General features: G+C 71.5%; 17 protein-coding genes. 6 read left to right on the forward strand and 11 right to left on the reverse strand.

The window, feature by feature from the left end; all coding sequences use genetic code 11:
• The first annotated feature begins 24 nt into the window (after positions 1-24).
• Entirely contained in the window at positions 25-519 is a 495-nt protein-coding gene (locus ABZ576_RS11235; RefSeq protein ID WP_360738812.1) for an N-acetyltransferase family protein, read from the forward strand.
• Positions 520-675: 156 nt separating this feature from the next.
• On the forward strand, positions 676-1,908 hold the full coding sequence (locus ABZ576_RS11240; protein ID WP_360738814.1) for a cytochrome P450: 1,233 nt from the start codon (positions 676-678) through the stop codon (positions 1,906-1,908).
• Here ABZ576_RS11240 and ABZ576_RS11245 read toward each other — a convergent pair.
• From ABZ576_RS11245 to ABZ576_RS11295, 11 genes are all read right to left on the reverse strand, one after another.
• Positions 1,880-3,067 (reverse strand): anhydro-N-acetylmuramic acid kinase, encoded by a 1,188-nt coding sequence (locus tag ABZ576_RS11245; RefSeq protein WP_360739147.1) that lies wholly within the window; start codon positions 3,065-3,067, stop codon positions 1,880-1,882. The genes ABZ576_RS11240 and ABZ576_RS11245 overlap by 29 nt on opposite strands.
• Positions 3,068-3,139: 72 nt before the next feature.
• Positions 3,140-4,711: a sodium:solute symporter gene (locus tag ABZ576_RS11250; RefSeq protein WP_360738816.1), complete on the reverse strand. Its 1,572-nt coding sequence runs from the start codon at positions 4,709-4,711 to the stop codon at positions 3,140-3,142.
• Positions 4,712-4,837: 126 nt separating this feature from the next.
• Positions 4,838-5,140 carry a protealysin inhibitor emfourin gene (locus ABZ576_RS11255; protein WP_360738818.1) on the reverse strand — a complete coding sequence of 101 codons (303 nt, stop codon included), beginning with the start codon at positions 5,138-5,140 and terminating at the stop codon, positions 4,838-4,840.
• 151 nt (positions 5,141-5,291) lie between these two features.
• Positions 5,292-6,497 carry a M4 family metallopeptidase gene (locus tag ABZ576_RS11260; protein ID WP_360738820.1) on the reverse strand — a complete coding sequence of 402 codons (1,206 nt, stop codon included), beginning with the start codon at positions 6,495-6,497 and terminating at the stop codon, positions 5,292-5,294.
• Positions 6,498-6,858: 361 nt separating this feature from the next.
• Entirely contained in the window at positions 6,859-7,593 is a 735-nt protein-coding gene (locus ABZ576_RS11265; protein WP_360738823.1) for a hypothetical protein, read from the reverse strand.
• On the reverse strand, positions 7,590-8,210 hold the full coding sequence (locus ABZ576_RS11270; protein WP_360738826.1) for a sigma-70 family RNA polymerase sigma factor: 621 nt from the start codon (positions 8,208-8,210) through the stop codon (positions 7,590-7,592). The genes ABZ576_RS11265 and ABZ576_RS11270 overlap by 4 nt, the downstream gene beginning before the upstream one ends.
• Positions 8,207-8,392: a hypothetical protein gene (locus tag ABZ576_RS11275; protein WP_360738828.1), complete on the reverse strand. Its 186-nt coding sequence runs from the start codon at positions 8,390-8,392 to the stop codon at positions 8,207-8,209. Before ABZ576_RS11275 ends, ABZ576_RS11270 begins: the two co-directional genes overlap by 4 nt.
• Before the next feature lie 286 nt (positions 8,393-8,678).
• Positions 8,679-9,056, reverse strand: coding sequence for a hypothetical protein (locus ABZ576_RS11280; protein ID WP_360738831.1), 378 nt, complete (start codon positions 9,054-9,056; stop codon positions 8,679-8,681).
• Positions 9,053-10,792 (reverse strand): cytochrome c oxidase subunit I, encoded by a 1,740-nt coding sequence (gene ctaD / locus ABZ576_RS11285; RefSeq protein WP_360738834.1) that lies wholly within the window; start codon positions 10,790-10,792, stop codon positions 9,053-9,055. The genes ABZ576_RS11280 and ctaD overlap by 4 nt, the downstream gene beginning before the upstream one ends.
• A 200-nt stretch (positions 10,793-10,992) precedes the next feature.
• On the reverse strand, positions 10,993-11,583 hold the full coding sequence (locus ABZ576_RS11290) for a hemerythrin domain-containing protein (protein WP_360738837.1): 591 nt from the start codon (positions 11,581-11,583) through the stop codon (positions 10,993-10,995).
• Positions 11,584-11,594: 11 nt separating this feature from the next.
• On the reverse strand, positions 11,595-12,794 hold the full coding sequence (locus tag ABZ576_RS11295; protein ID WP_360738839.1) for a hypothetical protein: 1,200 nt from the start codon (positions 12,792-12,794) through the stop codon (positions 11,595-11,597).
• A gap of 482 nt (positions 12,795-13,276) precedes the next feature.
• Between ABZ576_RS11295 and ABZ576_RS11300 the strand changes: the two genes are divergently transcribed.
• Genes ABZ576_RS11300 through ABZ576_RS11315 form a run of 4 tightly spaced genes read left to right on the forward strand, consistent with a single transcriptional unit; the run spans position 13,277 to position 14,571 of the window.
• Positions 13,277-13,411 carry a hypothetical protein gene (locus ABZ576_RS11300; RefSeq protein WP_360738842.1) on the forward strand — a complete coding sequence of 45 codons (135 nt, stop codon included), beginning with the start codon at positions 13,277-13,279 and terminating at the stop codon, positions 13,409-13,411.
• Entirely contained in the window at positions 13,411-14,061 is a 651-nt protein-coding gene (locus ABZ576_RS11305; RefSeq protein ID WP_360738845.1) for a hypothetical protein, read from the forward strand. The genes ABZ576_RS11300 and ABZ576_RS11305 overlap by 1 nt, the downstream gene beginning before the upstream one ends.
• Positions 14,062-14,120: 59 nt before the next feature.
• A complete protein-coding gene (locus tag ABZ576_RS11310; RefSeq protein ID WP_360738847.1) occupies positions 14,121-14,243 on the forward strand; it encodes a hypothetical protein in 123 nt (40 codons plus the stop codon).
• A 19-nt stretch (positions 14,244-14,262) separates the two neighbouring features.
• A complete protein-coding gene (locus ABZ576_RS11315; protein WP_360738850.1) occupies positions 14,263-14,571 on the forward strand; it encodes a hypothetical protein in 309 nt (102 codons plus the stop codon).
• The last annotated feature ends 93 nt before the right edge of the window (positions 14,572-14,664 follow it).

Consider the following 14,664-nt stretch of genomic DNA (forward strand, 5'->3'; position numbering starts at 1 on the left):
GATCCAATATACGAGAGGAACGCGATGGGCGTGACAGTGCGGCCCGCCCGGCCGGGTGACGCGGAGGCCATCCGCACCATCCGCAACCACGCCATCGAGCGGTCGACGGCGCTGTGGACCGACACCCCGCAGACTGCCGACGAGGGTTCCGCCTGGCTCGCCGCCCACCTGGAGCGGGGATCGGCGTTCGTGGCCGAGGTGGACGGCGAGGTCGCCGGCTTCGCGGTATACGGCCCGTGGCGGGCACTGGACGGCTACCGCCACACGGTGGAGGACTCGGTCTACGTCCGCGAGGACCGGCACGGGCTCGGCCTGGGCTCCGCGCTGCTCGACGCCCTCGTCACCTCGGCGCGGGAAGCCGGCCACCACTCCGTGATCGCCGGCATCGAGGCCGAGAACGCCGCGTCGATCCGCCTGCACGAGAGGTTCGGGTTCGAGCACGTCGGCACGGTACGGGAGGCCGGGCTCAAGTTCGGCCGCTGGCTCGACCTGACGCTGATGCGGCTCCCTCTCGACTGAACTTCCCGACGCCGCCGGACCCTCGGCCACCGCCCGCCCCATGCCGCCCGGCCCATCCGACGTAACCGTACGTTCCGGCACACTCCGGTCATTCTGGGTATAGACCCTTAAGTGCCCTAAAAGGGCATGTCCGGTCGCACACCGTCGGGAGGCACGATGAGTCAGCAGCCGGTCCTCCTCCCCTACACCGATCCGGCCTTCGTGGCGGACCCCTTCCCGCTCTACCGACAGCTGCGCGAGGACGGCCCGGTCCGGCGCGCGGTCATCGCCGGTGGCCTGGACGCCTGGCTGATCACCCGGTACGAGGACGGGCTCGCCGCCCTCTCCGACCCCCGGCTGAGCAGCGATGTCCGGGACGCAGCCGACCCCCGCCTCATCGAGCAGCTGCCCCGCTTCGAGCGCGAGTCGATGACGAGCAACATGCTGCGCTCCGACCCGCCCGACCACACCCGCCTGCGCCGGCTGGTGTCACAGGCGTTCACCGCCCGCCGCGTCGCCCGGCTCAGGCCGCGCGTCCAGGACATCGCCGACCGGCTGCTCGACGCGGTGGTGCCGGCGGGCCGCGCCGAACTCGTGGGGGACTTCGCGCTGCCCCTGCCGGTCACCGTCATCGGCGAACTGCTCGGCGTACCGGCGGACGACCGGTACGAATTCCAGCGGTGGACCGACACCATGCTCCTGCGCGGGGCGGAGCCGCCCGACCCGGCCGTGGTCGACGAGGCGTGGCGGCGGATGCACGCGTATCTGACGACGCAGCTGCGGTCCAAGCGCGACCGGCCGGGAGACGACCTGCTCAGCGCACTGATCAGCGCCCACGACGAGGAGCAGCGGCTGAACCACGACGAGTTGGTCGCCATGGCCTTCCTGCTGCTGGTCGCCGGGTACATCACGACGGTCAACCTGATCGGCGGCGGCATCGCCGCGCTCCTCGCCCACCCGGACCAGCTGGCCCTCCTGCGGGCCCGCCCCGAGCTGCTGCCCGACGCGGTCGAGGAGTTCCTCCGCTACGACGGCCCGGTCAGCCCGGGCATCGCCCGCTTCGCCCGCGAAGACGTCGAGATCGCGGGCGTCACCATCCCGCGCGGCGCGACCGTCCTCGTCGCGTCCGCGATCGCCGACCGAGATCCGGCACGGTTCCCGGACCCCGACACGCTCGACGTCACCCGGCACGACAACGGCCACCTGGCCTTCGGGCACGGCATCCACTACTGCCTGGGCGCGCCGCTCGCCCGGCTGGAGGGCCAGATCGCCATCGGGACGGTGCTGCGCCGCCTCCCGGACCTGGCCCTCGCCGTGCCGCCGGAGGAACTGGGCTGGCGGCCCGCCGGTCTCCGCGGCCCCGCGCGTCTTCCCGTCACCTTCACCGCGGGGACCGGCCGCCGCGCGTGATCCGCAGCCGGCGCGGCGGCCGGGCGACGGGTGCGGGCAGTCGCAGGGGCGTCAGGCCGGGGGTGATGCTGCCGAGCAGCGTGGCCCGGGAGGCGCCGGTGGCGGAGGGACAGGTGCCGGGGAGCCCGTGCACCGTGAGGAACCCCAGCACGGCGAAGGCCAGGGCCTCCTTGGCGTCCGACGGCACACCGAGGTCGTCGCTGAGGCACACCGGCACACCGGGGAGTTCTTCCTTGATCATGCGCATGAGCACCGGGTTGCGGGTGCCGCCGCCGGAGGCCACGAGGGTGGTGACCCCGTGGGCACGGCAGGCGTCGGCCACGGTCACCGCGGTGAGCCGGGTCAGTGTGGCCAGCACGTCGTCGGGGGCGGGCGTGGGCACGGCGTCGAGCGCCCGCCGCAGGTACGGCAGGTGGAAGTGCTCCTTGCCGGTGGTCTTCGGGGCGGGCCTGCGGTAGTAGGAATCCCGCAGCAGGCAGCGGAGCAGCTCGGGACTGACCCGTCCGGCGGCGGCCCGGCGTCCGTCCTTGTCGTAGCCGGCACCGTCGCCCGTGAAGGACCGAACCGCCGCGTCGAGCAGGGCGTTGGCGGGGCCGGTGTCGAAGGCCAGCGGCTCGGCGCCCGGCGCGAGGACGGTGACGTTGGCGATGCCGCCGAGGTTCAGCGCCGCGGGGGTGCCGGGGAGGGCGCGCAGCAGCAGGCTGTCGGGCAGGCCCACCAGCGGGGCGCCCTGGCCGCCGGCCGCCACGTCCCTGCTGCGCAGATCGGAGACGACGGGCAGCCCGGTGGCCTCCGCGATCCAGGCCGGCCGGCCGAGCTGGAGGGTGCCGCGCACCACGCCGTCCTCCACCCAGTGGTGCACGGTCTGACCGTGCGAGACCACCAGGTCCGCCTCGCCCGCGCACAACTCCCCGAGCGCACGCACGGCCACACCGGCGAAAGCCCGCCCGATCCCGCTGTCCAGCGCGCAGACGTCCCGGGTGGTCGTGGCGGCCGGCGGCAAGGACGCGGCGATCAGGTCGCGCAGGTCCTCCGCGTACGGCGTGGACAGGTGCCCGAGGGGCCGCATGAGCAGGGTGTCCCCGTCCAGGGTGAGATCCGCGGCGGCGGCCTCGATCGCGTCGTACGACGTGCCCGACATCAGGCCGATCACCCGCATGGTGCCTCCGAAGAACGCGTCGGTCGGCACAGCACGCCACCGGCGCGGTGCCGTGCCCCGGGGGGCGGGGGTTCAGTCCCGGGGAGCGGCCTCGGCGACCCGTTCCCGGCCGGGGCCGCGCTCTCCGTCGTCCGCCCCCGACCGCGGGGCACCGGGAGCCCGGTGCGACAAGCTCATCACGCCGCCCACGACGAGCGTGGCCACCACGCCGATCGGGACCAGCCACTGAGCGGCGATCGGCGTCGGCACGGTGCCGCCGGCCGTGCCGACGCCGATCCGCACCTCCCGCACGATGTACGTCATGAGCGCCACCGTCACCAGGAACGCCACGACCGAGTCGCTCTCGTCGGCGCGCCGGACGACGCGGCCCAGCAGGAACGCGCCGAGCAGGGCGCCGTAGGTGTAGCCGGCGATGGTCAGGCCGGTGAGGTACACGTTGCCGGTGCCGGTGCTGAACGCGCAGGCGAAGACCGCCATGAGCGCCGCCCACACCAGCGTCATCACCCGGGCGAGCTTCAGCAGCGACGCCTCGGAGGGCGCCGTACGGAACAAGCCGTGGATGATGTCGGCGACGGTCGAGTTCGACATGGAGTTCAGCGCCGAGGACAGCGAGCCCATGGCGGCGCCGAGGATGCCGGCCACGAGCAGCCCGGAGAGCACCACGGGCAGCCCGTGCAGCATGAAGTCGGGGTACAGGTCGTCGGAGCTGCCGAGGCCCAGCTCCCGGAAGCTCCTGCCCTGGTGGTACGACCACAGCAGCGCGCCGACGAGGGAGAACGCCGCGAACTGGACGGTGACGAAGACACCGGAGGCGATCATGGCCTTCTGCCCGTCGCGCAGTGAGCGGGTGGCCAGGACGCGCTGGACGATGAGCTGGTCGGAGCCGTGACTGGCCATGGCGAAGATCGCGCCGCCGACGACCGCGGTGGGCAGGGCGAACGGACTGGTCAGGATGTGCGCGAAACCGAAGTCGGTGTCGAACAGCCGGAACGCGCCCGCGTGCAGGGCGCGGGCGAATCCCGCGCCGCCCACGTGCGCGGAGAGAACGCCGATGGCGACGAGCGCGCCGCCCAGGTAGAGGCCCATCTGGATGGCGTCGGTCCAGATGACCGCCGCGATGCCGCCGAGATAGGTGTAGACGACGGTGATCACCGTGAGCACGATGATGACGGCGCGGTAGCCGGCGTGCACTCCGAACTCGTCGAGCAGCAGCTTGATGGGGATCGCGGAGGCGAACAGCCGGACGCCTTCCGCGAGGAGACGGGTGAAGACGAAGGCGACGGAGGCCAGTCCCTGCAGTCCGGGCCCGAACCGCGTGCCCAGATACTGGTAGGCGCTGACGAAGCCGCCCCGCTTGTACAGGGGGATGAGCACGGTGGCCACGACGATCCGGCCGAGGACGTAGCCCAGGGCCAGTTCGACGTTGCCGAAGCCCTGCCCGCTGTAGGCGCCGCCGGGCACGCTGATGACGGTCAGCACACTGGTCTCGGTGGCGACCACGGAGAACGCGACGGTCCACCACGGCATGCGGCCCTCGCCGACGAAGTAGTCCTTCGACGTCTTCTGCCGGCCTGCCAGACGCAGTCCGGTCACGGCGATCGCCACCAGGTAGACGACGATCACCACGACGTCGAGTCGGCGCACGCTTGCTCCAAGCACTCGCGGGGACGGCTGGTGGGCGCGACGACCCGGTCCGGGCCACGCGACTCCTTTGGTCGTCATGGTCCTCCGGCATCCGTCCGCCTCTGGCGCAACTCGCCCCGCCGCTCGTCACCGCTGCCCGAGATGCTCCTCCAGCCGGCCCAGCAGGGCCGCGAATTCCGGGGTCATGGTGGTGTCCGACTGGGTGAGCTCGGTCGACCGGCCGCCCTCCTCCACCGTGATGGTGTAGCTCATCGCGTCCCCGGCACGGCCGGGCCGGTCCTCCGCCGGCACCGCGGCGGCCGCCGCCACCAGCCGTGCCAGCTCCTCCGCCGCGGCGCCGGGAAGCGTATCGGTGTCCAGCTCCAGGGGCGGAAGGCCGAGCCGGATGGCGGCCGCCAGCCCGCCGTGCCTCGCGAGAGTCACCCTCATCCTGCACACCTCCCGGCCGACCGAGCGGCGCTCCCGCGTGCCGTGACGATCGCCCGGGGACCGGCCCGCAGCACCTGCCCGTGGTCACCTGCCCGTGGTCAATGGCCGTGGTCAATGGCCGTGGTCAATGGCCGTGGTCAGCCGGCCGTGGTCACCTGGTCGCCTTCAGCGCGGCGACATCGTCGGCGAGTTGCCTCACCTCGGTGGTCAGCGCCCCGATCTGCTGGGACAGGGCCGCCAGGCCGTCCTCGCGGCCCCCGCCCCCGTTCCGGTCGGCCGCGCGGCTCCGCGCCCGGGCGAGCCCGACCGGCACCCCGCTGATCTGGATGCCCACCTCCTGCCACGCCGCCAGTACGGCCAGCTGTTCGGCGCTGTCGGCCCCGAACAGCGTCTCGGCCTGCTGGTAGGTGGTGTCCGCGAAGTCCTGGAACTGGGTCTCGATGCTGGACGCCTTGAGCGACTCGTACCAGATGAGCCCCGGGGCCTGCCACGCGAACCCACCGATGCGTACGGCCGTCAGGTAGAACGCCTTGTTGGGGATGCCGGAGTTGACGTGCACCCCGCCGTTGTCCCCTCTCTCGGTGTTCGGCAGGTTGACGTATCCGCTCATGTGGTCGGGCTGCGGGTCCTTGCCGAACAGGGCGTTGTCGTACGCCGTGCCCGGAGCCTTCAGGGATCGCAAGGCGTCCGCTTCGATCCCGGGGGTGAACACCTCGGCCCCGATCAGCCAGTCCGCCGTCTCGGCCGTCTGACCCGCCGACCACTGCTTGACCAGCGACCCGAAGACGTCCGACATGGACTCGTTCAGGGCGCCGGGCTGGTGGTGGTACGCGAGCCCCGCGGTGAACTCGGTGACTCCGTGCGCCAGCTCGTGGGCGATCACGTCGAGGGATCCGGTGAAGTCGGTGAAGGTCCTCCCGTCACCGTCGCCGAAGACCATCTGGCGCCCGTCCCAGAACGCGTTGTTGTAGCTCCTGTCGAAGTGGACGTAACCGTCCAGGCGCATGCCCATGCCGTCGAGCGAATTGCGCTGGAACACCTTCTGGTAGAAGTCGCTCGTCACCCCGAGCCCGTCGAAGGCCCGGTTGACGGACTTGTCCCCGGACGCCGCGCCCTCCTCCGACCGGACGAGCACGGCCAGCGGGAGGAACCTTCCCTGCTGGCAGTCGAAGATCGTCCGCCTGCTGTTTCCGAGAGCCGCCGCTCCGGCGATGGCCGCCCGGACGGATCGCTCACCCCGCAACCGCGTGGTGGTCAGCATGGTGTCGAGGGCGGCCTGGCGCACATCGCTGTCGTCGCTCTCCAGGAGCTTGTCGAGGAGGTGCGGGGGAATGATGCAATTGACGGTCCTGCTCATGGAACGCCTCCCGTGAAAGGAGCGGCGGGAAAGCCATCGGTCGTTCGAGCGCGGCCGCACCGCATGCCCGTGTCACCGTTCACCGCACTGGGGGGTCGACGATCACGCGGCAGCGGTCCGACGCCGTCGGCTCGGCGTGCACTGTTCGTCTGCGGACGGGCGGGCCGGCGCGGGTACGCCGGCGCGGCACCGGTAAGGGAAGCGTTGGCGCCACCAGCCCCGTTGGCAGCGGCAGGACCACGCTGACACGTATATTTTCCTGCCGTCCACGGCGGCTGGCAAACGCAACGCGACCCGTCCCCCCAGTTCAGCGCGGGTCCGTGACGCCGGCACCGGACCGCCCGGGAACACCGCACCCGGCTCAGGTGGCGCACGGCCGGGTGGGGAGGGTGGCCAGGCGGCGGACGTGGCGGAGCAGCAGGGCTTTGGGAAAGGGAACGATGCCGACGTCCGGGTGGTGCCGTTCGAAGACGTAGTCGTTGATGCAACTGGTCAGGTCCTCGGTCAGGACGGGCGCGGCGGCGCGGTCGCCCAGTTGCTCCTCGGGCTGGAAGCCGTGGACGACGAGCTGACCCTCCCAGTGCTCGGCGTCGTGGAGCTCGCCCCGCCGGGTGTGGTCGAGGAAGAGGCAGTACTCGGCGATGCGGTCCCCGGCGCCGGCGGCGAACCGCCACCAGAAGCCGGCGCCCTCGCAGTGGCCCCACAGGTGGAGCATGCAGGCGAACGTCCTGGCGCCGGTCCGGTGCGCGTAGTGATGGTCGATGAACGCGGCCAGGTCCCGCCCGGCTCCCGCGGACAGCAGGACGAGGAGGCTGACGGCCCGGAGATCCGCGTCCGCTCGGCCGATGCCGTCGGTGGTGCGGGTGCCCGGGGCGGTCCAGGCGGGTCCGCCGGGCATGAAGGCCGCGGCCTCCGCGCCGGCGAGGGCGTCACCGCCGTGGAGCGGGGAGACGGACCGGTGGCGGAGATCGCGGCGCCGCACGAGGCGCGCTCTGGCTGCGGTCAGGTCGTAGGTGTCGTATCGGTCCTTCGTCCTCGCTCGGGCCAGCCACTCGTCGAGGGTGTGCCTCGCAGCGGGCTTGGCGGGGTGGGTCATGACGTCTTCTTCCCCTCGTCGGCGCGGTCGCAGTCCTCGGCCTTCAGGAGACGGGCCAGACGCCGACGGGCCTGGCTCAGGTGCGAGCGGACGGTGGCCTCCTCCAGGCCCAGGAGCGCCGCGGCCTCGACCGTGCTGTACCCCAGCCCGTAGTGGAGCGTGACCAGATCGCGCTGACGTTCGCTCAGCCTCCGGGTGGCGGAGTACAGGGTGATCGCGTCCGCCAGCCCGTCGTACGGGTCCTCGGTGTCGTCCCGCAACGCTGCTTCGAAGGCGGCGATGTCCATGGGCTCCGGCCGGCGTTTCCTCTTGCGCTGCTGGTCCCTGACGCGGTTCTTCAGAATGGCCCAGGCGTAGGCCTCGGCGTTCTCCATCTGGCGCATCTGGTCCCACTTGTCCATGACGGCGTCGAAGGCGGCGTCCACCGCCTCCTCGGTGTCCGCGTCCGAGCCGAGCTGGAGATAGGCGAAGCCCAGGTAACTCTGGCGCCGGTCGGCGTGGAACGCCCAGTACCGGGCCCGGGCGGCGTCCGGCCACTGGGCCATGGGCACCGCCTTGCGTCGCCGGCTCGGCAGGCCGACGGCCCCGCTGGACTCCTCGGTTCCGCCCTCGCTCACCGGTCCCTCCCGGTCAACTCGTGCGGGGCGGTGTGTTCCTGGTCCCGGACGGTCGGGCGCATCCCGCTGATGCCCACGCGGACGAAGGCGGTGAGTATCCGCTTCGAGAGCCGAATCGTGTCGGGGCCGAAGACCCGGACGGTCAGTGCGGTCAGCAGCAACGCCGTAACAGCGTCGTGCACGTGCCCTCCCCGTTGGAAGTGGATTCATTTTCGCCGCCTCCCCCCTCGGCGTCGGAAGGCGAACGCCTCCATCAATAGAGCGTTCGGGAGGCCGCAAACGTGCAGGCTGACCATCAGAAAAATTTGCGTTCAGGAATGGATCCGTTCTGATCGTGATCCGATCAGAATGATGGCGGTGTGATCGGGGCGGGGACGCGTCCGCGGGTGTGCCCAAAGCCGTACCGCCGGGCGAACGCCCGGCGGTACGGCTACTGGTACGGGTAGTGGTACCCGTACGGGTACAAGATCAGCGGGTCAGCAGACCGACACCCGCACTGGCCGCCGTGGAGCAGCCGAACAGCAGGCAGGCGACCACCGCGTGCCGCCTCAGCAGGGTGCGGCGCAACGTGGCGTAGCGGGCTTCGTACTCGCCCCGCAGGCGCTTCGCCCGGTCGGCCGTGACCTGGAGCGCCTGGCGTGTCAGACCGAGGCGCTGCTCGAGGTAGTGCCGGGTGAGATCGTCGGCCTGCCCGGTGGTGAGCCAGGGCAGACACGCGCAGAGGGCCTCGGCCTCGCGCTGCGCCTGCTCCCGCTCCGCGTGCAGCAGGAGGTAGCCCTCGACCTCGTTGGCGAAGGCGGCGCTCTGCCGGTTCAGCGGGGCTCCATGAGCGCCCGGCGAGGTCAAGGCCGGCCGCCTTTGTGCCCGGACGGTTCCACCGCGTCGCGGGCGCCGAGGTTGGCCTGGTGCTCGTACTCGGCGATCTCGGGGTGGTGCAGGTCGAAGGCCGGGGACTCGCTGCGGATCCGCGGCAGGGTGACGAAGTTGTGCCGCGGCGGCGGGCAGGACGTCGCCCACTCCAGCGAACGGCCGAAGCCCCACGGGTCGTCCACGCCGACCGGCTTGCCGTACTTGGCGGTCTTCCAGACGTTGTAGAGGAAGGGCAGCATCGACAGGCCGAGCAGGAAGGAGCTGATGGTCGACACCGTGTTCAGGGCGGTGAAGCCGTCGGCCGCCAGGTAGTCGGCGTAGCGGCGCGGCATGCCCTCGGCACCCAGCCAGTGCTGCACCAGGAAGGTGCCGTGGAAGCCGACGAACAGGGTCCAGAAGGTGATCTTGCCGAGGCGCTCGTCCAGCATCTTGCCGGTGAACTTCGGCCACCAGAAGTGGAAACCGGCGAACATGGCGAACACCACCGTGCCGAAGACCACGTAGTGGAAGTGCGCCACCACGAAGTAGGTGTCGGACACGTGGAAGTCCATCGGCGGCGAGGCCAGGATGATGCCGGTCAGTCCGCCGAACAGGAACGTGACGAGGAACCCCGCCGCCCAGAGCATCGGTGTCTCGAAGGACAGCGAGCCCTTCCACATGGTGCCGATCCAGTTGAAGAACTTCACACCGGTCGGTACCGCGATCAGGAAGGTCATGAAGGAGAAGAACGGCAGCAGCACCCCGCCGGTGACGTACATGTGGTGCGCCCACACCGTGGCCGACAGGCCGGCGATCGCGACGGTCGCGGCGACCAGGCCCATGTAGCCGAAGATCGGCTTGCGGCTGAAGACCGGGATGACCTCGGTGATGATGCCGAAGAACGGCAGGGCGATGATGTACACCTCCGGATGGCCGAAGAACCAGAAGAGGTGCTGCCAGAGCAGAGGGCCGCCGTTGGCCGCGTCGTAGACGTGGGCGCCGAACTTGCGGTCCGCCTCCAGGGCGAACAGCGCGGCGGCCAGCACCGGGAAGGCCAGCAGGACCAGGACACCGGTCAGCAGCACGTTCCAGGTGAAGATCGGCATGCGGAACATGGTCATGCCCGGGGCGCGCATGCAGATGATCGTGGTGATGAAGTTGACCGCGCCGAGGATGGTGCCGAAGCCGGAGAAGGCGAGGCCCATGATCCACAGGTCGGCGCCGATGCCCGGGGTGCGCACCGCGTCCGACAGCGGGGTGTAGGCGAACCAGCCGAAGTCGGCCGCACCCTGCGGGGTGAGGAAGCCGCCCACCGCGATGGACGAGCCGAACAGGTAGAGCCAGTAGGCGAACATGTTCAGCCGCGGGAACGCCACATCGGGCGCACCGATCTGGAGCGGCATGATCCAGTTGGTGAATCCGGCGAACAACGGGGTGGCGAACATCAGCAGCATCACGGTGCCGTGCATCGTGAACGCCTGGTTGTACTGCTCGTTCGAGATGAGCTGCAGGCCCGGACGGGCCAGCTCGGCGCGAATGATCAGCGCCATCACGCCACCGATCAGGAAGAACGCGAACGACGTCGCCAGATAAAGCGTGCCGATCGTCTTGTGGTCGGTGGTCGTCAGCCACTTCACCACGACATTGCCGGGCTGCTTGCGCCGGACCGGCAACTCGTTCTCGTACGAGTCCTCGGGTGCCGCGGCACCGTGGGGTTCATTGAGGATGCTCACTAGTGGGTTTCTCCCGATGCTCGCGTTTCGCGTCGCCAGTCAGGCGCCATCCTGGCCGCGCGGGGCACACCGATGCCACCTCGCGCGGTTCCCGTACGGCCGATCGCGTGACAGTCAGACCCGACTTGCGTAGTCAGGGCGTGTCGTCGTTGCCCGTCGGCGGTACGGGGTGACGGCGGCGCGGCAGCCGTACCGCCGGCTCAGTCGGTGCCCATGGCCTTGCGGACGGCGTCCTTGGTGCGGTCCATGAGGGCGGCGACGGGGCCGAGGGCCACGTTGGCGGCGGCCGACTCCACGCCCGGGTGCGGGCGGGTGGGCGCCACGGCCTCCGCGGCCTTCACGGCCTTGGCCATGGCCGCGACATTGGTGACGTCGGTGCTGCGACGGATGTGCGCGAACTCGTAGCGCTCCTCCGCCCGGGCGTGCTCCTGCACCTTGGTGCGCAGCTCCCGCAGCCGGGGCAGGAAGTCCGGGTCCTCGGTGTCCATCTCGTCCAGGGCGGCGAGCGTCTCCTTCGCCGCCCGCTCCTCGGCCAGCCGGTCCGCCACCACCTGCTCGCCACCGGCCAGCATGCGCCGGGCGAAGGGATGGACGACCTCCTCCTCGGCGGTCTCGTGCACGGCCAGCAGCCGCACCAGGCGGTGGAACGCGTCCCGGCGCTCCTCGCCGCCGCTCTGCTCGACCTCGTCGAAGAGGTTGCGGATGTCACCGTGCTGACGCATGAGCAGGGCGACGACGTCGATGTCCTGCGCCTGGTCGTCGCCCGCCTGCGGGGTGCGCGTCTCGGACATGGGCGGCCGCCTCACTTCTCACGCATCGCGGGGTCGGGGTGCTCGCCCTCGGACTGCACGCGGTACTCGCGGCCGAACATCGCGTCGTGCTCGGCCATGACCCGCTCGCTGGGCGGCTCCTCGCCACCGTGGATCCGCTCCTGCATCTTCTCGAAGCGCTCGTGCGCCTCACGCACGTAGCCGGTGCCGAGGGTGGTCAGGTCCATCTGGGTGTCCAGCAGCTCGCGCAGGTACTGCTTGTTCGGCTCGAAGGTGAGCACGTTCGGCAGCTCCGGTGCGAGGATCTCCCGCGGCTCACGTCCGTCGATGCGGCGCATCAGGTCGCAGGCGGTGTGCAGGTGCTCCAGCTCCATGTTCAGGTGCAGCTCCCAGATCGACTTCACCCTGGGGTCGCTCTCCTGCTCCATGAAGGAGTAGTACAGGTAGCACTCGTTGTACTCGTGGTTGACCAGCTGCTCCCACCACGTCTCGCCCGGGTCGACCAGGGACTCGTAGTGGGTGACGTGCTCCTCCTCGATCAGCCCGATCTCCTGGTAGAGCTGGCGGGCGATCGGCTCCATGTAGGTGGGGCCGGTGTTCATGTAGAAGTTCATCGTCTGCTGCTCGGCGGACATGATCGTCAGGGCGTGCAGCTTCGACAGCGGATCCGTGGCGTTCTTGTCGTACGGGTCGCGGACGTTGTCGACCGGATCGCGGTGGTGGAACTTGGTGGGCCGGCCCGGCATGACCTCGTCGAGGCCGTCGACGATCGACTCGGCCTTGCGGTGCTCGATCATCTCGTACAGGTTGGCGTACCGGTACAGGTGGTCGAAGTCCTCCAGCACGCCGAACTGGTAGGCCTGCTTCAGGTACGGGTCCGGCTCCATGCGCGCCACCCAGGCCGTCAGGTCGACCGCGACCTGCTCGTAGGCGATGGTCGTCTCCAGCACCGAGGACACGCCGGGCAGCAGCCAGTTCACCACCTTCTGCTGCTGGGCCTCGATGTAGCGGGTCCGGGCGAGCTGCTGCTTCACCTCCGGATCGACGGTGTTGCGGGCGAGCTGATGGCTGAAGAGGATCGCCTCCACCTCGATGCCGTTCATGGTGATGATCCGGCACCGGGTGTAGGGGTCGCACCGGTCGGGGTCGATCGGCTGCACGTTCAGCTCCCGCCAGCTCCGCAGCTGACGGTCCAACGGGATGCCCCGCTGTTCCAGGGGATCGAAGGTCATGGGGAAGCCCTCCTGAGGCAGGGTGGATCGTGGACGGTGGGTACCCCGCCGGGGAAGGCGGTCACGGGGCCGTCATCGAGTCTGCGCGTCACCGTCAGGTTCCGGCCACCACCGTCCACCCGGGGCGTCACCGTTTCCCCCGGCCGGCCCAGTCGGGGCGACGGCCATGGACGGGAGCGTCCGGCCCGGGACGTCAGGGGCGCGCGCTCCCCGGCCCGGGAGCGTCCGCCCGGAAGGCCCGGCGTCCTCCCCGCCCCGCCTCCGCCGGGCCGCGCCGCGGTCGCCCGCGGGTTTCGTCGCGGGTCTGCGGGGGAGTCGGTGCGCGTGGTGTCGCAGGGACCGGAGCGGCGTGTGTGCGCTCCGGCACGGTGTGCGGGACGGCGGGCCCGGGCCTTCGAGACCGGGCCCGCCGTCCCGGACGGGGTCCACGACGGCCGCTGCGGCGTCTCGCGCCCGGTGCGGCCGGCAGGGAGGAGACAGGGATGAACCCGGTGCTCCTGGCGCGGGCCCTCCGGCTGTCCGACCGGGTCCGCGTGCCGCCGGGCCGGATCCGCCCGGCCCGCCCGCCGGCCGCGGCCGCGCGGACCGGCCGGCTCCTGGCCTGGCGGCGGGTTTGATGCGGCGGTCCGCGCGGCTCGCCCGCCTCCGGTTCGACGGCTGGATCGCCGGGATCGGCACGACGTCCGGCACCCGCCTGGTCCTCGGCCACTGGCCCCGCTCACCCTTCGGGCCGTTCAGCGACGTCATGCTCGAACGGGCCGACGGCCACCGGCTGCTGCTGGCCCCCACCCGCCGTACGGCGGAGTTCATCGCGTCCACCTACGCCTTCGACGAGGTGCGCGTCGAACCCGTGCGCGTCCGTGCCGCCGACGACCGCTGGGCGGTCACCACGGGCCCGCTGCTCGACCTGCGGTTCACCGTCGGCCGGCGCGGCCTGCCGGGGCGCCTGCTGCGGGCGGTCCCCGGTGCCCTGGCCGCCGACCCGCGCTGGACGGCGGTGACGGACCCGCTCGCCCGGCTGCTGCTGGGCGTGCGCACCCGGGGGACCGCCGGAGGCGGCCGGTACGAGTGGTACGGCGCCCGCGACCTGCATCCGATCACGGCGGCGACCGCCGTCCTCGAAGGCCGGGACCTCGGCCCCCTCACCGCCGTGACGCCGCCCGTGCGCTTCGGCTTCGGCTCCACGCCCCGCAGGCCCAGCCTGGTCAGGGTCACGACGACGGTAGCCGCCCCGCGCCGCGCGATCGTCCCCGCCCGCGAGGCTTGACCCGTGGCCGTCCGGGCACGCGGGACGGTGTACACGTCCGAGCCCGGGAAGGTGCCGATATGAGCCCGGCCACTCCGTTCCGCCCCACAGGCACGAACAAGACCGAGAACGCGACCGGCGCGAGCCCGCGCCGACGGCCGGCGGGGGACCGGCGGACCGGCACCGACGAGGCGGCCGGCTGACCGCCGGCCCGCGCACGCCATGGCTCGCTCCAAGCGCTACGCCGTCGCCGCCTCCGGACAGTGGACCGACGAGGAGGAAGGCCGTCGTCGGCTCCCCGCGGGCGAGGTCCACGCCTGGGAGCCGGGACTCAACCAGACCGTCTGCGGCCTGTCGCTCAGCCGATCCCAGCTGGTCCGCTTCCCGCACGTCACCTGGGCCGACACGTTCCCCGAATCGGGAGGCGCGGCGGACCGCGTGCGGCGCGTCTGCCCGCGCTGCGCCTCCGTCGCCGGACGCCGTGGCCCCGACGCCCGCCCGCGGTGGCACCGCACCAACCCCAGGCCATGAGCGGGCGGGGGAGGCGGCCGGCCGGGGAAGGGGCCGGCCGGGGAAGGGGCCGGCCGGGGAAGGGGCCGGCCGGGGAAGGGGCCGGGCCCCGTG

Origin of the sequence: Streptomyces sp. NPDC013455 (assembly GCF_040632975.1) — a bacterium.
In the GTDB taxonomy this organism is placed as follows: Bacteria; Actinomycetota; Actinomycetes; order Streptomycetales; family Streptomycetaceae; genus Streptomyces.